Raw genomic sequence first — 23,709 nt, 5'->3', positions numbered from 1 at the left:
TCTGTTAACATATTAAGAATACAACTTTTATTTAGCTCTGTCAACAGGTTTGCTAAAAAAAATCTACTTTTTTTTAAAAAAAGAACAAAAAAATGATCATTACACAAAAACGATCAACAAAATAAGTGGTTAATATAGAAAAATTAGAGTGAAATGTTTGTTTCTTATTGAAATTGTTCACTTTTATAGTATAATGAAAGCATAATCAGGAAAGTAGGACATCATATGAAAGAGAGTAGACATGTAGCAATCTTACAAGAGTTGGATAAAAATGAAGTGGTCTCTGTTAAGGATCTAAGCGATCTCTTGGGTGTAACCGATATGACAATTCGCCGGGATTTGATGGACTTAGAAGAACAAGGCTTGTTGGTACGTGTACATGGAGGGGCCCATCGAAAAATCAAGGATAGTCTAACAGAAGTCTCCCATACAGAAAAGAACATGTTGAACGTGGAAGAGAAAAGGGAGATTGCTCAAAAATGTGCGGCTTTGATTGATGAAGGCGATACAATTTTTATTGGAGCAGGGACTACTACAGATTTTATTGGCGATTATCTTGATGGGAAACATGTTAGTATTGTCACTAATTCCTTGCCTATTTTTGAAAAATTAAAAGACCAGCCCAATTGTGACATCATTTTAGTTGGCGGACGCTATAGGGTCAAGACACAGACCTTTGTAGGACAGTTTGCCAATAAGCTCTTAAAGGAAATAAAAGTTTCGAAAGCCTTTATCGGGGTAAATGGGATTGATGGTCATACAGCAATGACCGCAAACGAAGAGGAAGGAAATGGCAATAAAATTATTCTCAACAATGCCATTGAAAAGTATGTAGTCGCAGATAACACTAAGTTTGATAGCTATTCTTTCTATGCTTTTTACCGTTTAGATGACTTAGATGCGGTGATTTCGGATCATTCAATCTCTAAAAAGGTGCGTGAGAAATACAATTCTTATACAAAAATTTTGTAAAGCTTCGTACAGAAACAGCTAAAAGACCAGAACTTAAGCATGTTCTGGTCTTTTTCTTTTTTTCTCATATAGCATGAACTACAAACAAATTTATAAAAAATAAACAAAAAAGAACAAAAAATTACATATTGTAATTGACAGCGTATTCATATAGTGATATACTTATCGTATAAATTAAAAAAGGTAAAAAGTGGAAGGGGTGAAAAGATGGGATTAAATCAACTGTTTAATCGAGAATTAGTCTTTTGCCTAGATGTTGCAGATCAAGAAGAATTGTTTGAGCAGATTGCAACTTTATTGGAAGAGCGTCAGATTGTGACAGATTCTTATCGAGCTGCATTGAAAGAAAGAGAAAAATCGTTCCCTACTGGTTTAGATATGGAATTTCTAGGGAAGGATCTTCCGAATGTAGCTATTCCTCATACGGATATCATCCATAACCTGACAGAGAATATTGTAGTCGTTCGATTAAAAAATCCGGTAACTTTCCACAATATGATCGCGCCTGATAAGGAAGTAGAAGTTTCGCTTTTATTCTTCATCATTAACAATTCTAGTTCCAGCCAAACAAACATTTTGGCGCATTTGATGGATTTCTTTACAACAAACGGAAATCTTGAAAACATGTCGAAATTGGAAAATGAAGAAGACTTATATCGCTATATCACCGAAGCGATTGCTTAATAGTAACAACAAAAAATATTTATAATGGAGGTCATTCAAATGATTAAAATTTTAGCTGCCTGTGGTGCAGGGGTTAACTCAAGCCACCAAATCAAAAGCGCTCTAGAAGAAGAGCTTTCAAACCGTGGATATGATGTACAATGTGATGCGGTAATGGTAAAAGATGTGAATGAAGATTTGATTAAAGGTTATGATATCTTTACACCAATCGCTGCAACAGATTTAGGCTTTGATCCTGGTATTCCAGTAGTTGAAGCTGGTCCAATCTTATTCCGTATTCCAGCTATGAGCGCTCCGGTATATGACAATATCGAAGCAACCATCAAAGAACACGGTTTAAGCTAATTCGTTTATCTGTATTTTGTAAGCGGTTCCTATGCCTGGAATTGCTGACATTCTTAATTTTGTAAAATATAAAAATATAAATCGGGAGGATTTATTATGAATGGCATTATCGATTTTGCCAATAAGTTTTTCAAACCCATTCTAGATATGGGTGCACCGATCATCATGTTGATCGTCCTAACTCTATTGGCACTTTTGTTTGGAGTGAAATTCTCCAAAGCGCTTGAAGGTGGTATTAAACTTGCCATCGCCCTTACAGGTATCGGTGCAATCATCGGTATGTTGAATGGAGCTTTCTCAGCGTCTCTTGCAAAATTCGTTGAGAACACTGGTATTCAATTGAATATCACAGACGTTGGTTGGGCACCACTTGCGACCATCACTTGGGGGTCTGCCTGGACACTTTACTTCTTGCTAGTTATGTTGGTTGTCAACATTGTCATGCTTGCAATGAAGAAAACAGATACACTTGATGTCGATATCTTTGATATCTGGCACTTGTCTATCACAGGTCTTTTGATTAAATGGTATGCGGATAAAAATGGAGTTAGCGCAGGAGTTTCCCTCTTAGTTGCCACTCTTGCAGTTGTTCTTGTAGGGATTATGAAAATCATCAACTCAGACTTGATGAAACCAACATTTGACGATTTGTTGAATGCACCAAGTTCATCACCTATGACTTCAACTCACATGAACTACATGATGAACCCAATCATCATGGTTTTGGATAAAATCTTTGACAAATTCTTCCCAGGTCTTGACAAATACGACTTTGACGCAGCTAAATTGAACAAGAAAATTGGTTTCTGGGGATCTAAATTCTTCATCGGTTTCCTTCTTGGTATCGTCATCGGTATCATGGGTACTCCACATCCAGTTGCTGATGTAGCTGATGCTAAAACTTGGGAATTGGTTATTAAAGGTTGGATCAGCCTTGGTTTGACTGCCGGTGTCTGCTTGGAATTGTTCTCATTGATCGGTTCTTGGTTCATCGCAGCGGTAGAACCATTGTCACAAGGTATTACAAACGTTGCTACTAAACGTCTTCAAGGACGTAAATTCAATATCGGTTTGGACTGGCCATTTATCGCTGGTCGTGCAGAAATCTGGGCTTGTGCAAACGTACTTGCACCAATCATGTTGATCGAAGCAGTGCTTCTTTCTAAAGTCGGAAATGGTATCTTGCCACTTGCAGGGATCATCGCTATGGGTGTGACTCCAGCTTTGTTGGTTGTAACACGTGGTAAATTGATCCGTATGATCGTGTTTGGAACACTCTTGTTGCCACTCTTCCTTCTTTCAGGTACTCTTATCGCACCATTCGCTACTGAATTGGCGAAAAGTGTAAAAGCCTTTCCAGAAGGAGTTGACAAAGCTCAATTGATCACTCACTCAACTCTTGAAGGACCTGTTGAAAAATTGCTTGGTTGGACAATCGGTAATGCAACAACTGGTGATATTAAATTGATTATTGGTGTTGTTGCCTTCTTAGCATTCTACGTTGGAATCTTTGCATGGTACAGAAAACAAATGATCAAACGTAACGAAGAATACGCAGCAAATGCAAAATAATCCGCTCCTAAATATGTAACTTGATAAAACTAGGGTATCAATTTTCCAGACATGGAGGGGTAGCCTAGTTTTTTCTCTAAAATAACATGCTAAGGAGTGAAATATGAGGATAGCTTTAAAAAATAATGATCTGGAAGTTTGTTTCAAGGAGTTAGGTGGTGAGCTGACCTCTATCAAGGATCAGGAAGGTATCGAATATCTTTGGCAGGGTGATGCTCAGTATTGGAGTGGCCAAGCCCCAGTTCTCTTTCCTATCTGTGGTTCGGTTCGAAATGATACGACCTTGTATCGCCCTCAAGGTGTTGGGAAGATCCCTCGCCACGGGCTGGTTCGCAAGAAAAACTTTGAGCTGGTAGAGCAAACAGAAGATCGGGTGACTTTTGGGATAGAAGATACGGAAGAAATGTATCAGCAATATCCCTATCATTTCAGATTAGAAATTTCTTATCAATTACTTGGTAAGAAGATTCAAGTAACCTATCGGGTTCACCATCTTGGTGAGGAAGGAGTCATGCCCTTTTTCGTTGGTGGCCATCCAGGATTTAACTGTCCGTTACTGGCGGATGAAGGATTTGAAGATTACTACCTGGAATTCGAACAAGAAGAGACCTGTAGTATTCCTAAATCCTATCCAGAGACAGGCTTGCTAAACGTCTTTGATCGGACACCTTTCTTACAGCAAGAGAAAATCCTAAATCTCGATTACGATCTCTTCCAAAAGGATGCCATCACCTTAGATTGCTTACAATCAAGAAGGGTGATCCTCCGCTCTAAAAAGCACGAAAAAGGAGTAAGCCTTCATTTTCCAGATTTTTCAAACTTGATTATCTGGACAACACCAAATAAAGGACCTTTTATCGCTTTAGAGCCTTGGTCTGGTTTATCCACTTCCCTTGAAGAGAGTGATTATTTGGAATATAAAAAGCAAGTTCGACTTTTGCCAGCAGGTCAAGAAGCAGAACTTAGTTTTGAAATCGAAATTTTATAGAAAATAATGTTGTTGAATATAGAAGTTTCTGTATTTGATTGAAAAATGAATTAAAAGAAGGAGCATAATATGTCAGTTATTATTGGTGCGGATGCAGCAGGTATCCGCTTAAAAGAAGTAGTCAAAGAATATTTGGAAGCAGAAGGTTTCCAAGTAGTGGATGTGACAGAAGAAGGGCAAGACTTTGTCGATGTGACTTTGGCTGTCGCTAAGGAAGTCAAACAAGCAGAAGACAATCTTGGTATCGTCATTGATGCCTATGGTGCTGGTCCATTCATGGTCGCTACTAAAATTAAAGGAATGGTTGCGGCAGAAGTTTCAGATGAGCGTTCTGCCTACATGACTCGTGGCCACAACAATTCTCGCATGATCACCATGGGTGCTCAAATCGTGGGTGACCAATTGGCCAAAAATATCGCCAAAGGTTTTGTAAACGGTAAGTATGACGGCGGTCGCCACCAAATCCGTGTCGATATGCTCAACAAGATGTGCTAAGGGGAGGAGTAAACGAATGAAAATTGCAATTGGATGTGACCATATTGTCACAAATGAAAAAATGGCTGTTTCTGAATTTTTGAAATCAAAAGGTTATGAAGTCCTTGACTTCGGAACCTATGACCATGCACGTACCCACTACCCAATTTTTGGGAAAAAAGTCGGAGAAGCAGTCGCTAGTGGTCAAGCAGATCTTGGAGTATGTATCTGTGGTACTGGTGTTGGAATTAACAACGCTGTTAACAAGGTTCCTGGAATCCGTTCAGCCTTGGTTCGCGACATGACAACTGCTCTTTATGCCAAAGAAGAGTTGAATGCCAACGTGATTGGTTTTGGTGGGAAAGTAACCGGTGAGTTGCTCATGTGTGATATCATTGAAGCTTTCATTCATGCAGAATACAAACCAAGTGAAGAAAACAAGAAATTGATTGCCAAGATTCAACATTTGGAAACCCATAATGATCACCAAGAGGATGCAGACTTCTTTACAGAATTCCTTGAAAAATGGGATCGTGGTGAATACCACGACTAAGAGGTGAGGATATGATCTTAACTGTCACCTTGAATCCTTCCATTGATATTTCTTATCCCTTGGAAGAATTAAAGTTGGATACTGTGAATCGTGTGTCGGAAGTTTCTAAGACGGCTGGTGGGAAAGGGTTAAATGTCACCCGTGTCCTAGCTGAGAGCGGTGAAACAGTTGGAGCAACAGGTTTTGTTGGGGGGACCAATGGTCAATTCATCAAGACCCATCTTCCACGAGATGTCCAATCCTTCTTCTATGATATCCTGGGAGATACGCGGAACTGTATCGCCATCTTGCATGAAGGAAATCAAACAGAAATCTTAGAAGCGGGTCCAGAAATTATCCGGACGGAAGCTTTAGGATTCCTTCATCATTTCAAACTCCTCATGCCGACAGCGGATGTGATTGCTATTTCGGGGAGTCTTCCTACAGGGCTACCAGTGGACTATTATGCGAGCCTAATTGAGATTGCAAAAGAAGCAGGACGCAAGGTTGTACTTGATTCATCAGGCAAATCTTTAGAAGCGGTCCTTCACTCACCATTCAAACCAACGGTGATTAAACCCAATCGCGAAGAACTCTCTCAACTATTGGGACGTGATGTTTCTGCTGATTTTGAGGATTTGAAAGTAGTCCTCAAAGATTCGCTATTTGAAGGAATCGAATGGATTATCGTCTCCTTAGGTGGAGATGGTGCCTTTGCCAAACATGGGGACAGCTTCTATAAGGTCGATATTCCAAAAATAGAAGTGGTCAATCCAGTGGGATCTGGAGATTCAACCGTGGCTGGGATCTCTGCTGCCCTCAGTAGCGGAAAAGATGACGCGGCCCTCTTGACCCATGCTATGGTCTTAGGGATGCTAAATGCCCAAGAAAAGATGACAGGGCATGTCAATATGGCCCACTACGATGATTTGTATCAGAATATAATTGTAAAAGAGGTATAAGATGGTATTAACAGAACAAAAACGCAACTATTTAGAAAAATTGAGCACCAAAGAGGGTGTGATTTCAGCCTTGGCCTTTGACCAACGTGGTGCCTTGAAACGCCTCATGGCTCAGTACCAAGATACAGAACCAACAGTGGCTCAAATGGAAGAATTGAAGGTCTTGGTGGCTGAAGAATTGACACCATTCGCATCTTCTATGCTCTTGGATCCTGAGTATGGACTTCCTGCTACTAAGGTCTTGGATGCAGAAGCAGGTCTCTTGTTGGCTTATGAAAAAACTGGCTACGACACTTCTAGCACCAAGCGTCTGCCAGACTGCCTTAACCTTTGGTCAGCTAAACGCATCAAAGAACAGGGTGCAGATGCAGTGAAATTCTTGCTCTACTATGATGTGGATAGTGCAGAAGAACTTAACCAAGAAAAACAAGCCTACATCGAACGCATCGGTTCAGAATGTGCTGCAGAAGAAATTCCATTCTTCCTTGAAATCTTGGCTTATGATGAAAAAATCGCGGATGCCGGATCTGTAGAATATGCGAAAGTAAAACCTCGTAAGGTCATCGAAGCTATGAAAGTCTTCTCAGACCCACGCTTTAACATCGATGTCTTGAAGGTAGAAGTGCCAGTCAACGTCAAATACGTTGAAGGCTTTGGCGATGGAGAAATCGTTCATAGCCGTGAAGAAGCGGCAGCCTTCTTTAAAGAACAAGAAGAAGCAACCAACCTTCCATACATCTACTTGAGTGCAGGTGTTTCTGCCAAACTTTTCCAAGAAACCCTCGTCTTTGCGCATGAAGCAGGCGCGAACTTTAACGGAGTCCTTTGTGGTCGTGCAACTTGGGCTGGATCTGTAGAGGCCTACATCAAGAATGGCGAAGCAGCAGCTCGTGAATGGCTCCGTACAGAAGGTCGTCGCAACATTGAAGAGCTCAACCAAGTCTTAGACCAAGTCGCAACTTCTTGGAAAGAGCGTATTTAATTTTCTTAGTTCCTAACGTATCAAATAGTCTTTCTAGAAAAATCTAGAAGGACTATTTTTTTGTTTCTATGCAGGAGTAGTTCCGTCATTCATCAAAAATTGGTTCCCAATGTTCATAAATCTGATTAAGCTTTCATTCACTATTCAAATGGCTTCTGATTTGTAAGGATTTATGTGATAATTTCATATTGCAATCGAAAAAAAGAGTATTTTACAGTATAATGGACTTATTAGAATGAAGGAGTTGGCGTATGGAAAGGATCGTATATAGAGAAGCAAGGCTAGATGAGTACAAGCTAATTGGAAAAGTCTGCGCTGATGCTTTTATGAATTATCCATTTTTAACCGTCATTAAAGAAGATTTAAAAAAGCCTGAATACTTTCCGGCCTTTATTGAACTATTGCATACCTTATTAGTCAAGCTGTACATCAAAGAGGAAACTTGCTTAGTTGCTGAACGAGACGGAGAAATCATAGCGGTGGGGCTGTTGCAACAAAAAGATTTCTCAATGATCTCTTATCTACTAAATGGGATTTTTAAGTTATTCCGTTATATCACACCATTAAATTTGCTGAAATACCTAGATCTCGTAGAACGTTCAGAACAGCATTTGAAAAAGTCCGGAAACTTTGACTGGTATTTAATGATGTTTGCTGTGAGCCCAACTGTTCAGGGACAAGGTGTTGGCAGTCATTTCCTCCAAAACGGGATTGAACCTTACGTAAAGGCCAAAGGTTGTAAGCGTCTAGGCTTGATCACCAGTACTCAGCAAAATGTCTTTTTCTATAAGAAGAATGAATTCGTCCTATTAGACTCTATGGTTCTCGACTATGGAAAGCAGTCTGTTGGGAATTGGGCTTTTTTAAAAAACCTTGATGACGAATCCTAGATTATTTTTAAAAAAGGAGGCTGGGACAAAAGTCCTAGCCTCTCAATTGTCTTTGGATAGTCGAGCAAGACGCAGTGGTTGAGTGGGCTCTACTAGGCTGATTTCATCAGCTTTTACAGCCCTACTCAACTGTGCGGAGGTGGGACGACGAAATCGAATTCTAACGAATTACCGATTTCTGTCCCACTCTCTTTTTCTTACATTTAGACTTGTTATTCAGGTCCTATCATTTGAATTTTGCTTCTTTTTATGTTGCTTGATATAGGTTAGCTTTTCTTCTCTTGTCTTATGTTTAAACAGGGCTTCAGCAGACATAGCCGTCCTTTTGTCAGGAAAAGACTCCTGGTAAATCAAGGTTACAGGAAGTCTTGGGCGTGTATATTTAGCTCCTTTTCCTGCATTGTGAGCTTTGATGCGGCGCTCGATATCGGTCGTGTAGCCAGTATAGAGGGTTCCATCCGCACACTGGACAACATACATATAGGCTTTAGTTTCCATAATAAATCTCATGAATTTCCGGCGTATAGCTTCCATCCTCCTCATGGATGAACAATGGGGGAAGAATTTTTAGACCATCCCGCGATCCATCTTTAATAGCCTCAATGAGGAGCATGTTGGCATCTTTATGGACCTTAGGATAGACAAATTGAATCCGTTTGGGAGCCAGATTGAAGCGTTTCATGGTTTCAATGATATCTAAGAAGCGATCCGGACGATGCACCATGACGAGTCGACCATTGGATTTGAGGGTCCGTTGGGCCACTTGACAAATTTGGTCCAGATTGGTGGTAATCTCGTGGCGGGCTAGCAAATAATGAGGGCTTTCATTTAAATTGGAATGCTCGTCCACTTTAAAGTAGGGAGGATTACATAGGATAATGTCAATCTTACTACCGGGGAAATGGTGGGGCAAGTTTTTTAGATCATCTGTAATCATGGACATACGGTCAGACAGACCGTTTAATTGGATAGAACGTTCCGCCATATCCGCTAGTCTTTCCTGTATTTCTACTCCAACGATGGTTGCTTTCGTGCGCGTGCTAGCAAAGAGTCCGACAGCACCATTGCCGGCACAAAGATCGACAATCAGACCGCGATTGGGCAGTTTAGGAAAGCGCGACAAGAGGACACTATCAATAGAATAGCTAAAAACCTCTCTGTTCTGAATAATTTTCACATCACTAGAAAATAATTGGTTGATGCGTTCACCGTCTTTTAATTCGAAATCGTTCATGGCTCTATTATAGCACGAAAAGAGGACGGGGAAAAGCTAGGAAAGGGATAACGAAAAAATAAAGATAGAACTTTTGTTCTATCCTTATCAAAGAGTTTTTTAATCAAATTCATATTTTTGATAAATCGTAGCCAAGATGAAGATCCCTGTAAAGAGGGACATCAAGGCAAGGTAGACTGGGAAGGTCACAGCTGTCAATGTTCCAATTTCAATCAGACCTTTCAAGTAAAAGGCAGAAAGGTAGAAACCACAGACAGAGAAGATGATTAAGAGTCCGCGCCAGATATTGAGTGGTAAGCAAGCCCGAATAACGGACAAGAAACCAATAGATCCTAATAAGTAGTAGGAGATGGTAGACATATCTTGGCTAGACCAGCCATGATGAGCTCCCCATAAGCGAACAAACAGGACACTAAAGACAACCATCAAGGCATTTGGCAAGGCCAGATGCAAGGAACGTTTGAGGAAGTGTTTTTCCACTGGCTTAATATTTCGTTCAAAGGTCAAGACAAATGGTGGGAATCCTTCGACAAACTGATCGATCAGCGTAATCTGAATTGGAATAAATGGGAAAATCAACAAGTAGTTCACATCAAAGAACAGGGCACTTGCGATACAGATAATGGCCAGGATGAAGGAGTAAATGGTCTTAATAAAGAAGATGGGTGCGATTCGGCCAATATTATTAACGACCCGACGACCTTCAAAGAGAATTTCTGGAACATCATTGAAGTCTGAGTTTAACAAGACCAGATTGGCAATTTGACGTGTTGCAGGATCTCCTTCGGCCATCACGATGGAGCAGTCAGCTTCTCGTAAGGCTAGGATATCATTGACCCCATCTCCTGTCATAGCAGTGGTACGACCAGAGGCCTTGAGGGTTTGAATCAAGAGTTTCTTTTGGTGAGGAGATACCCGACCGAAAATAGCAGTATTCTCCGCTAGATCAACTAGCTCAGCATCATCGATTTTTGAACAGTCCACATAATTATCGTAGCTATCAAAACCGGCTTCTTTGGCAATATAGGAAACGGTAACAGGATTATCTCCTGAAATGATTTTTAAATCCACATCTTGTGAGCGAAGATAATCTAAGGTTTCAGCAGCCCCTTCACGGATTGGATCTAAGATTTCAATCACAGCGATAGCTTCTACATCACTTGGTAAAGTCAAATCATGCATATCAATGACTTCAACACTACGAGCTAAAATCAAGACCCGTGATCCATGGGCTTGGGCTTCCAATACTGCTGGAGGATTTTCTTTGAGAAGCATCTCTGGGGCACCCAAATAAATCGTTCCCAAGTTAGACAGGGTCATAGCTCCCCATTTTCGATCGCTTGAAAATGGAATGATTGATTCTGCTGTATAGGCATGTTCTAGCTCCCCATATGCCTTACGGATAGCTTGGGCAGTCGGGTTGTTATCCTCAGAATTTTGCATATATGCAGCGAGAATGACTTCGATGGTTTCTTCAGAAAAGTGTTCAGACAGGGAGTGAATGCCTTTGACGGTCATTTTTCCTTGGGTGATGGTTCCCGTCTTATCCAAACAAAGAGTATCCACACGAGCCAGTGTTTCGACTGAATACATCTCTTGAACCAAGACCTTGCGCATCCCTAATTTGATCACGGCTGTTAAGAGAGATGTTACTGTCAGAAGGGCAATCCCTTTTGGCAACATGCCCAGGAGGGCAGTAGAAGAAGTCACCACAGAATCTTTCATTGGAAGCAACTTGATAAAAAAGGCTTCACAGAAGAGGGCGATACCAAATGGGATAATAATCTTACCAGTGAAACTAGAGATTTTTGCGAGATTATAGAGAATGCGCGAATTGATGGGTTTGAGAGTTTTCGCCTCGACCATCAATTTATTAGCATAGTTATTGGCCCCCACACGATTGACACGAGCGTAGACTTGGCCACTTACCAAGAAGCTTCCGGATAGCAGTTCATCTCCCTCTCCCTTGAGCACCAAGTCACTTTCTCCTGTCAGCATAGCTTCGTTGGCTTCTGCAATCCCGATTTGAACGATGGCGTCACTCGGAATTTGGTCACCTGCCGAAAGCTTAATCACATCGCCAAGGACAATTTCCTCAGGATCAATGCTTTCTTCTTCCCCTGCTCGGATGACAGTAACGAGCTCCTTACTCATCAAATTCAATTTATCAATCATCCGTTTAGCACGGAGCTCTGTGGCAATTCCAGATAAGGCATTAAAGCAGATGACTGCAAAAAAGACCAGGTTACTCCAGGCTTGTACCGCAACCAAAGCGAGAGCAATCACAAAGTTCAGAGCATTAAACAAGGTGAAGACGTTACGCTTGATGATTTGCCAGGTACTGGTACTGGTGTTCGCTTTAAATTCGTTGGTTTGGCCACGCTGTATTTTTTTGCGGACCTCTTCATAGGTTAATCCCTTTAATTCATTCATTTCCATAGAAACATGATATCATTTTTTTAAGAAAAAGACTAGATGTAGTCAATTTGTTGAGTCACACACTTTTTGAAAAGATTTGCGGGGAACAAAAGGATAAGGTATAATGGTTAAACAAGAGAATTATCAAAGGAGAAAGCATGTTTTATACCTATTTACGTGGGTTAGTGACCTTTATTTTATGGGTTCTGAATGGAAATGCTCATTATCATCATAAGGAACTGATCCCAAGTCAAGAAGAAAATTATATACTTGTCGCTCCTCACCGGACTTGGTGGGATCCGGTCTATATGGCCTTTGCTACCAAGCCTAAGCAATTTATCTTTATGGCCAAGAAAGAGCTCTTTGCCAATCGAATTTTTGGTTGGTGGATTCGCATGTGTGGAGCCTTCCCAATTGACCGTGAAAATCCAGGTGCAGCTGCTATCAAATATCCAGTCAATATGCTCAAGAAAAGCAAGCGTTCCTTGATTATGTTTCCAAGTGGAAGCCGCCATTCTCAGGATGTGAAGGGTGGAGTTGCCGTGATTGCCAAAATGGCCAAGGTTCGTATTATGCCTGTAACTTATACTGGTCCAATGACCTTGAAAGGACTAGCTAGCTGTGAACGGGTTGACATGAACTTTGGGCACCCTATTGATATCTCTGATATTGCAAAAATGAATGATGAGGGAGTGGAAGAAGTTGCAAGACGTATTCAGGCTGAGTTTGATCGCTTAGATGCGGAATCTCAGGCACTCCGCAATGACCGGAAACCTCTTATCCTCATCCGTTTCTTGAAGTTTTTATTGTTGCCATTTGTCTTGGTTGTCGCTTTACTGACCCTCTTGTTTAGTTATATCGCAAGTTTCGTTTGGGATCCAGATAAGCATCGGAAAGACTAGACAGCTCTCTAGATAAAAAGAATGTCAAAAATCATGTGATTTTTGACATTTTTTTTTTATTTGTTTGATTTTTTACGAATAATAAAAATAAAAGGGGTATTTATGGAGACATGGATTGAGAAGATCAAGGAATATAAACTGTTTTTAGGCTTGGTTGCTGTGGGGCTAGTGGTGGGAGGAGTGTTTCTCTTTTGGCCTAAGCCAACCCCACAAGCACCGGAAACGGTCATTTCTCAGTTAGAAATGGTGGAGCAAGAGAGTTCTCCTAAGGGAGATTCAAGCTTTACTTCGAGCTCTCAGGAGAGAAGTGAGGAAAAGACCGACTCCTCGCATGAGAAAATCATGGTGGATGTGAAGGGGGCTGTCAGACAAGCGGGAGTCTATGAGCTTCCGGTGGGGAGTCGGGTCTATGATGCAGTGCAAAAAGCAGGAGGGATGACAGACGAAGCCAATAGCCAATCTGTCAACTTGGCTCAAAAATTAGAGGATGAGTCTATTGTCTATGTTGCTAAGAATGGAGAAGAAGTGGCGCCTGTAGCGTCTGCTTCTGCTGGGACCACAGGTGGTGAAAACCAGCAAAAGGATGGCAAGGTTAATCTCAATACAGCCACAGAAGCAGAATTACAGACTATTTCTGGGATTGGTCAAAAACGAGCTCAGGATATCATTGCTTATCGAGAGGAAAAAGGAAAATTTCAATCTGTTGATGAATTGAAAAATGTTTCTGGGATTGGCCAAAAGATGTTAGAAAAGTTAAAAGAGCATGTTACAGTGGATTAGAAGCATCAATATTCATCCATTTCATCTGACTCTTCCCGTCTTGGCTCTTTATTATTGGATGTATACAGGTCACTTGCTCGCTCCAATCTTCCTTCTGGCCTTCTTCATCTTGTTTAGTAGACGCTACAATGGCAAACAATTTCTAATCCTAGTAGGGCTTCTCTTGTTTGCTACACTTTGTTTTGCTTTTCGAATCGAACATGGTAAGCAGGAAGCGCGGGATCAAGAGGTTCCAAGGGTTATTCAGCTCTTACCAGATACCATCAAGGTGAATGGAGATGCCTTATCCTTTCGTGCTCAGTCAGGTAGTCGTACTTTTCAGGTTTTCTATCAGCTTCAGACAAAAGAAGAACAAGCCTATTTTAAACACTTGGATCATGGGCTAGAATTAAGAATAAAAGGAGAATTAGAGACCCCGACAAAACAGCGAAATTTCATGGGCTTTGATTACCAGGCTTATCTGAAAACACAAGGGATCTATCATCTTTTGAAAATCAGCCAGATCCTTGAAAAGAGACCTGCTGAACCTAGAGATTTAATAGGCCTCCTGTCTAGTTGGAGGCGGAAGGCTCTTGTGTGGGTTCACCAGCATTTCCCCCAACCCATGAGTCACTATATGACGGGCTTGCTTTTTGGTTTTTTAGATGTGGAGTTCGAAGAAATGAGTCAGCTGTATTCGAACTTGGGGATTATCCATCTGTTCGCCTTGTCGGGCATGCAGGTCGCTTTCTTCTTAGATACTTTTCGACGATTCTTTCTTCGCTTGGGATTGGAGCAGGAAAAAGTTGCAATCCTCCTCTATCCGTTTTCGCTTCTTTATGCTGGGATGACGGGCTTTTCGGTTTCGGTCGTTCGAAGCCTTATACAGAAGCTCCTAGCCCAGCAAGGTCTCAAAGGAATGGAGAATATGGGGATGACCCTCCTCTTGTTGCTCCTTTTTCTGCCTTCTTCATTATTGACTGCTGGAGGACTCTTATCTTGTGCCTACGCTTTTATATTGACGCTAACCTCTTCCGAGGAGGAGAAGTCAGGAATACGAAAAGTCGTCAAGGAGAGTCTGGTGTTAACACTAGGTGTTCTTCCTTTTTTGATTTTTTTCTTTGGAGAATACCAGCCCTGGTCTCTTCCTCTAACCTTTGTTTTTTCTCTCTTATTTGATGTTCTTTTGTTACCAGGACTGAGTGTGGTTTTTCTCCTCTCATTTCTCTATCCATTGACCTTCTGGAATCCTTTCTTCATCTGGATGGAAAAAAGTATGGAGTATATAGCGGGATTTACCGGTCAATCTTTGGTTTTTGGACAACCAAGTATTTCTTTCTTCCTCTTGCTGTTATTCTTATTGGCTTGCCTCTATGAGATGCGAAAGGTTAAGAAGTGGAGATATCTTTTTCTACTCTTAGTCTGCTCCGTATTCGCCATTGTGAAGCATCCTTTAGAAAATGAGATTACCATCATTGATATTGGCCAAGGTGATAGTATTTTGCTACGTGATTGGCGAGGGAAGACGATCCTAATTGATACAGGTGGAAAAGTGGACTTTGGCCAAAAGGAAGCATGGAGGAATCGGAGGTCTACTAGCAATGCAGAACGGACCTTGCTTCCTTATCTCAAGAGTAGAGGGATTGACCAGATTGACCATATGGTTCTCACGCATACTGACACAGATCATATGGGAGATTTGGAAGTCCTTGCGGCTAAGGTTAGCATTAAGGAAATCAACATTTCCAAGGGAAGCTTAAAAAAAGACTCCTTTGTCCGTTTGCTCAAACGGTTAAACCTACCTGTAAAGACGCTGGAGGCTGGTGATCAACTGTCAATCTTTGATGGGAGTGCAGAAGTTCTCTATCCGGTAGAAGTAGGAGATGGGAGTAATAACGATTCCCTTGTTCTCTATGGCCGGTTTTATGGTTGGACCTTCCTTTTTACAGGAGATTTAGAAGAAGAGGGGGAAAAGACCTTGTTAGCCCGCTATCCTCAACTACGCGTGGATGTATTAAAAGCAGGCCACCATGGTTCTAAGGGCTCTTCTCACCCAGCCTTCTTAAGGCAAATCCAAGCAAAAATTGCCTTGATATCTGCGGGAGAAAAAAATCGTTACCAGCATCCTCATCAGGAAACCTTGGAGCGATTTAAAGAGTTGCAGATGATGGTTTTTCGGACAGATCAGCAAGGAGCGATTCGTTTTAGAGGATGGAATCAGTGGAAGATTGAAACCGTTCGATAAAAGCTGTTTGATTTCTAGCTTGAAAATTGCTATGATAAAGTCAAGGAAATGAGGTTACAAGTATGAAATCATTACAGTTGTTCTGGATGCAATATGCTGATTTTTCTAGAAGATCAGATAGAAAAGAATTTTGGATAAGCCAAGTCTGGCACTTATTGTTTACAAGTCCTTTTTGGATTTACCAATTGGTCTTGTTCTTTTCAAATTCGAAATCAGAGGAAGAGGTGATTCCTTTGATTGGGATGGACGTTTCGGATTGGTTAAGCATCTTTTTTCTCCTCTATCTCTATCTTATTTTTGTTCCTCAACAAGCAGTAGTCGTTCGGCGCTTAAGAGATGCAGGTCTTCATTGGGCTTTGATTTTCCTATTTCTAGGTCCTATCTTGATCTACCTTTTATCTCCTATTTCGATTTTTCTAGTCTTATCTCTTGCAGGTTTGCTATGCTTGGCTTGTCTCTTGATCCTTCCAACTGCTAGACTTGCACAACCGGACCAAATTGTTTCTCAAGGATTTGCTTCGACGAGTCCCGAGGTCTCTTCGCCAAGTATTCCTTTCCATTTGATGGAGCCCAACAGTTTTTCAGCTATTCCCCAGATTGTTTCGGCTCCACCAACTCCACTAGAGAAAGCGCCACTAGAAAAGAAAATGGAATCGGAACAGACTCAGTATCATTTTAGAGAGTGGAATGAGGTACCTTCAGAACATGCAGGCTTTACAAACAATTAAAAAAATTAGTGCCAAGAACCTTCCTCCTATCCTGGTTCTTTCAGGGGACGACATTGGTCAGTTTGAGTGGATGAAAGAGCAACTTTTAAAGAAAGTAGGCTACGATTCATCTGATTTAAACTATTCTTATTTTGACATGAAGGAAACAGCTTATTCAGAAGTTGAGCTTGACTTGGTCAGCCTCCCATTTTTTGCAGATGAAAAAATAGTGATTTTGGATCATTTTGTCGATGTGACGACCGCGAAAAAAAGATACCTGACGGATGATGAATTGCAGTCCTTTGAAGGTTACTTATCGGCGCCTTTAGAAACGACTCGCTTAATTGTTTTTGCGGAAGGAAAACTGGATAGCAAACGAAGGATTGTCAAGCTTTTAAAACGGGATGCCCAGGTGCTGGAGGCAACTGAATTAAAGGAACAAGAGTTGCGTGCCCATTTCACGGAAGAGATTAAGTCACTAGGGCTAGCGATTGATTCACCAGCATTCGAACAACTTTTGATTAAATCTGGCTTTGATTTTAGTGAGATTCAGAAAAACTTGGAGTTTCTTAAAACGTACAAGGGAGCTTCGAGCATTACCATCTCAGATATTGAAGAGGCTATTCCGAAGACCCTACAGGATAATCTGTTTGATCTGATCCAGATGATCTTAAAGAAACAAATTGATCCCGCTCGTAGTTTGGTCAAGGACCTGCGGTTACAAGGCGAAGATGAAATCAAACTCTTGGCCATTTTGTTGAGTCAGTTCCGCGTCTACACACAGGTCAAACTGTTGAAGCAGGAGGGACGGACAGAATCCCAAATCGTTTCAGACCTATCAGAGCTGACCGGCCGAAAAGTGAACCCCTACCAAGTCAAATTTGCCCTAAGGGATAGTAGAGGAATTTCTCTTTCTTATTTGGAGCAGGCTATTTGTCTTTTGATTGATACCGATTTTCAAATGAAATCGGGAACTTATGAGAAAGATTATTTATTTGATTTAGCTTTACTAAAGCTGGCTAATCCATCGGTGTAAGCAGAATAGTTGAATAAATTAGATGATTGCGTTATCATTTTTATATACATAAAGAAAAAGAGGTATTTTCCATGGCAATTATTTTACCAGACCTTCCATACGCTTACGATGCATTAGAACCATATATTGATGCTGAAACAATGCACTTGCACCATGACAAACACCACCAAGCATATGTAAATAACGCTAATGTAGCTCTTGAAAAACACCCTGAAATCGGTGAAGACCTTGAAGCTTTGCTTGCAGATGTAGAATCTATCCCAGCTGATATCCGCCAAGCGCTTATCAACAACGGTGGTGGACACTTGAACCACGCTCTTTTCTGGGAATTGATGACTCCTGAAAAAACAGCTCCTTCAGCAGAACTTGCAGCAGCAATCGATGCAGCTTTCGGTTCATTTGAAGAATTCCAAGCAGCCTTTACTGCAGCGGCTACAACACGCTTCGGTTCTGGATGGGCATGGTTGGTTGTTAACAAAGAAGGGAAGCTTGAAGTGACTTCAACAGCAAACCAAGATACACCAATCTCAGAAGGGAAGAAACCAATCTTGGGCTTGGATGTTTGGGAACATGCCTACTACGTGAAATACCGCAATGTACGTCCTGATTACATCAAAGCTTTCTTCTCAGTAATTAACTGGAACAAAGTTGATGAGCTTTACGCAGCAGCTAAATAAGCTTTCATAATAAAAAAAGTTTGAATCAAAAGGTAGCTTAATGGTGCCTCTCGATTCAGGCTTTTTATTTTTCAAATTGGTCGAATTAGATTCAAATGAATCTCCCATTTTTGGAAGGGATATTTCTTGCGTTTATACTTGAAAATGATACACTAGAGGAGTATGTGAAAATGAGGAGAAAGGCTTCCTACATAAGGAAGAAGCCTTGTCACTTTTTCTGAAAAAACTGTGCCTTAACAAAAGGGAGAATGAAAATGACAAGTATTACGATTACAAAAGGAGCAGTGGATACGCCACTTTATCTAAAAATGCTCAACCGCCACGGTTTAATTGCAGGAGCTACTGGTACAGGGAAAACCGTGACCTTAAAAGTGATAACTGAAAAATTAAGTCAGCAAGGGATTCCGGTGTTTCTAGCAGACATCAAGGGAGATCTTTCAGGTCTTGCAAAAGCTGGACAATGGACGCCAAAGATGGAAGAGCGCTATAAGCTACTAGGTATTACAGATCCTTTTGAACCTCAAGCTTTTCCAGTTCGTTTATGGGATGTCTTTGGTCAAGCAGGCCATCCAGTCCGTGCAACGATTGAAGGAATGGGGTCTCTTTTACTAGCTCGCTTATTGGACCTCAACGAAACGCAAACAGGGATTTTGGCCATTGTCTTTAAATTGGCCAAAGAAAAAAATTGGTCTTTGATTGATTTGAAAGATTTGCAGAGTCTTTTGAAGGAAGTGTATGACCATGCCTCAGATTATTCCGCTCAGTATGGAAATATCAGTAAACAATCAGTAGGGGCTATTCAACGAAGCTTGTTAGTGCTAGAGCAAGAGGGAGCAGATCAATTCTTCGGAGAGCCAGCCTTGGATCTTCAAGATTTTATGCAATTGGATAGCAGTGGACGAGGTTACATTAACATTCTATCAGCGACTCGTCTCTTCAACTCTCCTAAACTCTATTCTACCTTCCTTATCTGGATGTTATCTCGTCTGTTCGAAACCTTGCCAGAAGTTGGAGATTTAGAAAAACCAAAATTTGTCTTCTTCTTTGATGAAGCCCACCTTTTGTTTAATGATGCGAGCAAGCTCTTCCTTGAAAAAGTTGAGCAAGTCGTTCGACTCATCCGGTCTAAAGGAGTGGGGATCTACTTTATTACACAGAATCCTCAAGATCTGCCTGAGTCTGTATTGGCACAGCTTGGGAATCGGGTCCAACATGCTTTGCGTGCCTATACGCCAAAGGAAATGAAGGCTATCAAAGTTGCTGCTCAAAGTTTCCGACCAAACCCAGAGTTTGATACGGAAACTGTCTTGACGGAGTTGGGAACAGGGGAAGCTCTAGTCTCCTTCCTAAATGAAAAGGGGCAACCAAGTGTGGTTGAGCGCTCCTATATTTTGTCTCCACAATCCAGTTTTGATTTGTTAAACGAGAGTGAACAGTTGGCCTTGATTACCAGCTCTCCTTTCCATCAAAAATATGCTGTTCGAGTAGACAATGAATCAGCTTATGAAAAATTGACTGAAAAATCTGCTAGAGAAGAGAAGGAAAAGGAGAGGGAAGCGGAAGAAAAGACAAGAGTTGCAGAAGAGAAGGCTAGCCAAAAACGGAGTCCGGGCCGTCCACGAAAATCTAGTATAGAAAAGGCCAAGGATTCCTTTATCAGTTCCTTGTTCCGTACCATTGCGCGTGAAGTTGCTAAATTGATTATGGGATCTTTTAAGCGCAAGTAAGACAGTCAAAAGGGGACAGATTCATAGGAACAGGAGGAAGGATTCAGTCGGGATTGCTAAAAAAGTTTCTTCCAGAAGAAATCGTTTTCTGATTCAGAAATACCTTGTTATTTTAAAGAGAATCTTTTATAATTAACTTCATATGAAAAAAATATTTAATGTTCGATCGATCATGATTGTATTGGGAATTTTACTATGTATAGGAGGAGTTGGAGCATTAACTTACCTTCATCTTCATCAGGCTCCAGCTTCGCCTCTTGCTCAAGAGGGAACGACGGCTCAACCAGCTGGGTCCAAGCAAGAGAAGCAACCCCTCCAACCTCCTCGTGTCAAAACTCCTGAGGAGAAACAAGCCGTCATGGATCAAGATCGTGAAACCATGGAGAATTTGGGTCTTGTCTATGATTATGCCAATAAAGGCTTGGTAGAAGTTGTACAAGACTACATGGCTGAATATGGTATTGATCCTTCCCAAATTACCTTTACCTATAAAAATCCTGCGACAGGTCAACAATTTTCGATGAATGAGTTACAGCCAATGACAGCGGGAAGTACTTATAAACTGCCCCTAAATATGTTAGTCGTGGATGAAGTCGATGCAGGGAAATTAAACTTAACGGATGAATTTGATATTACCAATACTTACTACGAGTACCTTGGAGAGCATGATAATTATGTAGCTGCCTTTGGTGGAGCTATGACGATTCCAGATATGCAACGTTATTCTCTTGTCTATTCAGAAAATACGCCGGCATATGCCTTGGCCGACCGCTTTGGTGGCATGGACAATGTCTATGGGAAGTATGAAAAATATGGAAAATCCCGTGCAGAAATAAAAACTATTAGTCCTGAAAACAAAACGACATCTGATTACTATATTCAAGTCTTGGACTATCTTTGGAACCACAAAGAAAAGTATGGGACCTTGCTAGAATTAATCGGAGAGTCCTTTCCAAATGAATACTACAAACGGTATTTACCAGATTTAGTCATTCAGCAAAAACCTGGTTATGTAGCGGAAGCCCTCAATGTCGAAGCTATTGTTTACGAACAAACTCCTTATCTTATCTCAATTTTTACAGCTGGTCTAGGGGGGACAACCCCAGAAAGTACGGAGATCAGTGGTTACGGTCTTCATTTACTTGGTCAACTCTGCTATGTGATCAATGAATGGCACCGTGTAAATGTCAATTAAGGAATTAGAACCTTTCCCAAGATAGTTTTGGGAAGGTTTTTTCTATGCAAAATATGGTTTAATGGTTAAAATCTTGGTGACATTCTTTGAGGTCAGTGAATAAATATGATATAATAACTAAAGAACCTAAAGAAAGAATAGAAATGATTACAAAAGAAGATTATCAGTTGATTCGATCCCATCCAGCTTTCTCTGAAATTCCAGTTGAAAAATTTGATAAATTAGCTGTAGAGCTTCATTATAGAGAAATACCAAAGGGACAAATCCTATTTTTTGCTGGTGATAAACGCGATCGTATCTTTTTAGTGGTGGAAGGCTATGTCCGGATTGAGGAGTTTGACTCTTCTGACACCTTCTCGTATATGGATTACATCAAAGAAGGAGCTGTCTTCCCATACGGTGGTATGTTTACAGATTCAACTTATCACTATACAGCCACTTCCATGACAACGGTAAAATATTTCAGTATCCCTGTTCAGCTTTATGAGGAAATTGTTCAGTCCAGTATGGAACAAGTTCTCTTTATAACGAGAAAACTTTCAAAAATTCTGGAATTCCAGGAGTTGCGGCTTCGCAATGTGGTGGCAGCTAGTGCCAGTGATCGTGTGATCCAATCCCTAGCTCTACTCTGTAAGGATTATCAAAAGTCTGGGCCAACTATTCCTTTTCCAATGAGTATGAAGGAGTTGGCTAGATTAGCTGCTACGACGAGAGAAACCGTTAATCAAGTGTTAAAGAAGCTCCTAGAAGAGGAGAGAATCGAGTACAAGCATAAGAAATTAACCTTTCTAGATCTTCCATTCTTTTTAGATAGTTTTGAAGAAGCCTAATAGGGCTTCTTTTATTTTCTGTCAAAAACGTTAAAAAGTTTCAAAAATCAAATAAAAAAATATTTACTCGCAAAAAGAATATATTTAGCAAAATATTCAAAGAAAGCGGTTCATTTTTCATAAAACAAGGGTGATATTTAAAAAAATGTCAGATTCTTGGCATTCGTAATGGAAGATTGATTGTGAAAGCGGTACCAATTGGTGATAAAATAAAACCTGTAAACGGGATTAGCTAAGCTAAACCGCAAGAAAAAGGAGGACTATAGATGTCTACACACCCAATTCATGTTTTCTCAGAAATTGGAAAACTGAAAAAAGTTTGTTTGCACCGTCCAGGTAAAGAGTTGGAAAACTTGATGCCTGACTATCTTGAACGTCTTCTTTTTGATGATATTCCATTCTTGGAAGATGCTCAAAAAGAACACGACGCATTTGCTGAAGCACTTCGTAACGAAGGAATCGAAGTACTTTACCTTGAACAGTTGGCTGCTGAGTCATTGACTTCTCCAGAAATTCGCGATCAGTTCATCGAAGAATACCTTGAAGAAGCGAACATTCGTGGACGCCAAACAAAAATTGCGATCCGTGAATTGCTTCACAGCATTGAAGACAACCAAGAATTGGTTGAAAAAACAATGGCAGGGGTTCAAAAAGCTGAACTTCCAGAAATTCCTGAAGAAGCAAAAGGATTGACAGACCTTGTTGAATCTGACTATCCATTTGCTATCGACCCAATGCCAAACTTGTACTTCACACGTGACCCATTTGCGACAATTGGTAATGCAGTATCATTGAACCACATGTACGCAGATACACGTAACCGTGAAACTTTGTATGGTAAATACATCTTCAAATACCACCCAGTTTACGGTGGAAAAGTTGAACTTGTCTACAACCGTGAAGAAGATACTCGTATCGAAGGTGGAGATGAGTTGGTACTTTCTAAAGATGTATTGGCAGTTGGTATCTCACAACGTACTGATGCTGCATCAATCGAAAAATTGTTGGTAAACATCTTCAAGAAGAACGTTGGCTTCAAGAAAGTATTGGCCTTCGAATTTGCTAACAACCGTAAATTCATGCACTTGGATACAGTATTCACAATGGTGGACTACGATAAATTCACAATCCACCCAGAAATCCAAGGTAACCTTCGCGTCTTCTCTGTAACTTATGAAAACGAACAATTGAAGATCGTTGAAGAAAAAGGTGATTTGGCTGAATTGCTTGCTGAAAACCTTGGTGTTGAAAAAGTTACATTGATTCCATGTGGAGATGGCAACGTCGTTGCTGCTGCGCGTGAACAATGGAACGACGGATCAAATACTCTTACAATCGCACCAGGTGTGGTAGTAGTATACGACCGTAACACTGTTACCAACAAGAAATTAGAAGAATACGGACTTCGTTTGATCAAGATCCGCGGAAGTGAATTGGTTCGCGGTCGTGGTGGACCTCGTTGTATGTCAATGCCATTCGAACGTGAAGAAATCTAATCATCCTTCTACAGGTTAGACGGGCTCAGTGTCTAAACTGAGCCCTCTAAACTGATTGACAGGATCTTATCATGCATAATTA

General features: G+C 40.8%; 23 protein-coding genes. 20 read left to right on the top strand and 3 right to left on the bottom strand.

The window, feature by feature from the left end:
- Positions 1–225 precede the first annotated feature (225 nt).
- From DW930_RS03855 to DW930_RS03810, 10 genes are all read left to right on the top strand, one after another.
- Positions 226–972: a DeoR/GlpR family DNA-binding transcription regulator gene (locus DW930_RS03855; RefSeq protein WP_123159367.1), complete on the top strand. Its 747-nt coding sequence runs from the start codon at positions 226–228 to the stop codon at positions 970–972.
- Positions 973–1,179: 207 nt separating this feature from the next.
- On the top strand, positions 1,180–1,656 hold the full coding sequence (locus tag DW930_RS03850) for a PTS sugar transporter subunit IIA (protein WP_123159366.1): 477 nt from the start codon (positions 1,180–1,182) through the stop codon (positions 1,654–1,656).
- Positions 1,657–1,695: 39 nt separating this feature from the next.
- The gene (locus DW930_RS03845) at positions 1,696–2,001 is read left to right on the top strand and encodes a PTS sugar transporter subunit IIB (protein WP_006596935.1); all 306 of its coding nucleotides are present in this window, start codon (positions 1,696–1,698) and stop codon (positions 1,999–2,001) included.
- Positions 2,002–2,097: 96 nt separating this feature from the next.
- On the top strand, positions 2,098–3,573 hold the full coding sequence (locus DW930_RS03840) for a PTS galactitol transporter subunit IIC (RefSeq protein ID WP_048715587.1): 1,476 nt from the start codon (positions 2,098–2,100) through the stop codon (positions 3,571–3,573).
- Between the two features lie 103 nt (positions 3,574–3,676).
- On the top strand, positions 3,677–4,561 hold the full coding sequence (locus tag DW930_RS03835; RefSeq protein WP_123159365.1) for an aldose 1-epimerase family protein: 885 nt from the start codon (positions 3,677–3,679) through the stop codon (positions 4,559–4,561).
- A gap of 69 nt (positions 4,562–4,630) precedes the next feature.
- Positions 4,631–5,056: a galactose-6-phosphate isomerase subunit LacA gene (gene lacA, locus DW930_RS03830; protein WP_023026584.1), complete on the top strand. Its 426-nt coding sequence runs from the start codon at positions 4,631–4,633 to the stop codon at positions 5,054–5,056.
- Between the two features lie 16 nt (positions 5,057–5,072).
- The gene (gene lacB / locus DW930_RS03825; protein WP_023026585.1) at positions 5,073–5,588 is read left to right on the top strand and encodes a galactose-6-phosphate isomerase subunit LacB; all 516 of its coding nucleotides are present in this window, start codon (positions 5,073–5,075) and stop codon (positions 5,586–5,588) included.
- An 11-nt stretch (positions 5,589–5,599) separates the two neighbouring features.
- Positions 5,600–6,529: a tagatose-6-phosphate kinase gene (locus DW930_RS03820; RefSeq protein ID WP_123159364.1), complete on the top strand. Its 930-nt coding sequence runs from the start codon at positions 5,600–5,602 to the stop codon at positions 6,527–6,529.
- Between the two features lies 1 nt (position 6,530).
- Positions 6,531–7,511, top strand: coding sequence for a tagatose-bisphosphate aldolase (lacD, locus tag DW930_RS03815; protein WP_123159363.1), 981 nt, complete (start codon positions 6,531–6,533; stop codon positions 7,509–7,511).
- A 251-nt stretch (positions 7,512–7,762) separates the two neighbouring features.
- Positions 7,763–8,401, top strand: coding sequence for a GNAT family N-acetyltransferase (locus DW930_RS03810; RefSeq protein ID WP_123159362.1), 639 nt, complete (start codon positions 7,763–7,765; stop codon positions 8,399–8,401).
- 216 nt (positions 8,402–8,617) lie between these two features.
- Here DW930_RS03810 and DW930_RS03805 read toward each other — a convergent pair whose 3' ends face one another.
- The 3 genes from DW930_RS03805 to DW930_RS03795 all read right to left on the bottom strand — a co-directional run bounded on the left by DW930_RS03805 (position 8,618) and on the right by DW930_RS03795 (position 12,074).
- A complete protein-coding gene (locus DW930_RS03805) occupies positions 8,618–8,899 on the bottom strand; it encodes a GIY-YIG nuclease family protein (RefSeq protein WP_023022665.1) in 282 nt (93 codons plus the stop codon).
- Positions 8,889–9,635, bottom strand: a complete 747-nt coding sequence (locus DW930_RS03800; RefSeq protein ID WP_123159361.1) for a tRNA1(Val) (adenine(37)-N6)-methyltransferase — start codon at positions 9,633–9,635, stop codon at positions 8,889–8,891. The genes DW930_RS03805 and DW930_RS03800 overlap by 11 nt, the downstream gene beginning before the upstream one ends.
- 99 nt (positions 9,636–9,734) lie before the next feature.
- A complete protein-coding gene (locus DW930_RS03795) occupies positions 9,735–12,074 on the bottom strand; it encodes a cation-translocating P-type ATPase (protein ID WP_123159360.1) in 2,340 nt (779 codons plus the stop codon).
- A gap of 137 nt (positions 12,075–12,211) precedes the next feature.
- Here DW930_RS03795 and DW930_RS03790 point away from each other — a divergent pair, with 137 nt between their 5' ends.
- The 10 genes from DW930_RS03790 to arcA all read left to right on the top strand — a co-directional run bounded on the left by DW930_RS03790 (position 12,212) and on the right by arcA (position 23,627).
- Positions 12,212–12,955 (top strand): 1-acyl-sn-glycerol-3-phosphate acyltransferase, encoded by a 744-nt coding sequence (locus DW930_RS03790; protein ID WP_023022671.1) that lies wholly within the window; start codon positions 12,212–12,214, stop codon positions 12,953–12,955.
- Between the two features lie 102 nt (positions 12,956–13,057).
- A complete protein-coding gene (locus tag DW930_RS03785) occupies positions 13,058–13,735 on the top strand; it encodes a helix-hairpin-helix domain-containing protein (protein WP_023026596.1) in 678 nt (225 codons plus the stop codon).
- A complete protein-coding gene (locus tag DW930_RS03780; protein WP_123159359.1) occupies positions 13,719–15,959 on the top strand; it encodes a DNA internalization-related competence protein ComEC/Rec2 in 2,241 nt (746 codons plus the stop codon). Before DW930_RS03785 ends, DW930_RS03780 begins: the two co-directional genes overlap by 17 nt.
- 62 nt (positions 15,960–16,021) lie before the next feature.
- The gene (locus tag DW930_RS03775) at positions 16,022–16,687 is read left to right on the top strand and encodes a DUF805 domain-containing protein (RefSeq protein ID WP_117744025.1); all 666 of its coding nucleotides are present in this window, start codon (positions 16,022–16,024) and stop codon (positions 16,685–16,687) included.
- Positions 16,665–17,702: a DNA polymerase III subunit delta gene (gene holA / locus DW930_RS03770; RefSeq protein WP_123159358.1), complete on the top strand. Its 1,038-nt coding sequence runs from the start codon at positions 16,665–16,667 to the stop codon at positions 17,700–17,702. Before DW930_RS03775 ends, holA begins: the two co-directional genes overlap by 23 nt.
- Before the next feature lie 71 nt (positions 17,703–17,773).
- Positions 17,774–18,379, top strand: coding sequence for a superoxide dismutase SodA (sodA, locus tag DW930_RS03765; protein WP_120702182.1), 606 nt, complete (start codon positions 17,774–17,776; stop codon positions 18,377–18,379).
- Between the two features lie 254 nt (positions 18,380–18,633).
- Positions 18,634–20,106, top strand: coding sequence for a helicase HerA-like domain-containing protein (locus tag DW930_RS03760; RefSeq protein ID WP_023022682.1), 1,473 nt, complete (start codon positions 18,634–18,636; stop codon positions 20,104–20,106).
- Between the two features lie 142 nt (positions 20,107–20,248).
- Positions 20,249–21,301 (top strand): serine hydrolase, encoded by a 1,053-nt coding sequence (locus DW930_RS03755; protein ID WP_123159357.1) that lies wholly within the window; start codon positions 20,249–20,251, stop codon positions 21,299–21,301.
- 143 nt (positions 21,302–21,444) lie between these two features.
- The gene (locus DW930_RS03750; RefSeq protein WP_042361014.1) at positions 21,445–22,131 is read left to right on the top strand and encodes a Crp/Fnr family transcriptional regulator; all 687 of its coding nucleotides are present in this window, start codon (positions 21,445–21,447) and stop codon (positions 22,129–22,131) included.
- Between the two features lie 266 nt (positions 22,132–22,397).
- Complete coding sequence (arcA, locus tag DW930_RS03745; RefSeq protein WP_049514063.1) at positions 22,398–23,627, top strand: arginine deiminase; 1,230 nt, start codon at positions 22,398–22,400, stop codon at positions 23,625–23,627.
- Positions 23,628–23,709: the final 82 nt, after the last annotated feature.

It is taken from the genome of Streptococcus sp. AM43-2AT (assembly GCF_003603405.1).
In the GTDB taxonomy this organism is placed as follows: domain Bacteria; phylum Bacillota; class Bacilli; order Lactobacillales; family Streptococcaceae; genus Streptococcus; species Streptococcus ilei.
Note: the sequence above shows the minus strand (reverse complement) of the source record. Positions and strands in the feature narration are given on the sequence as shown.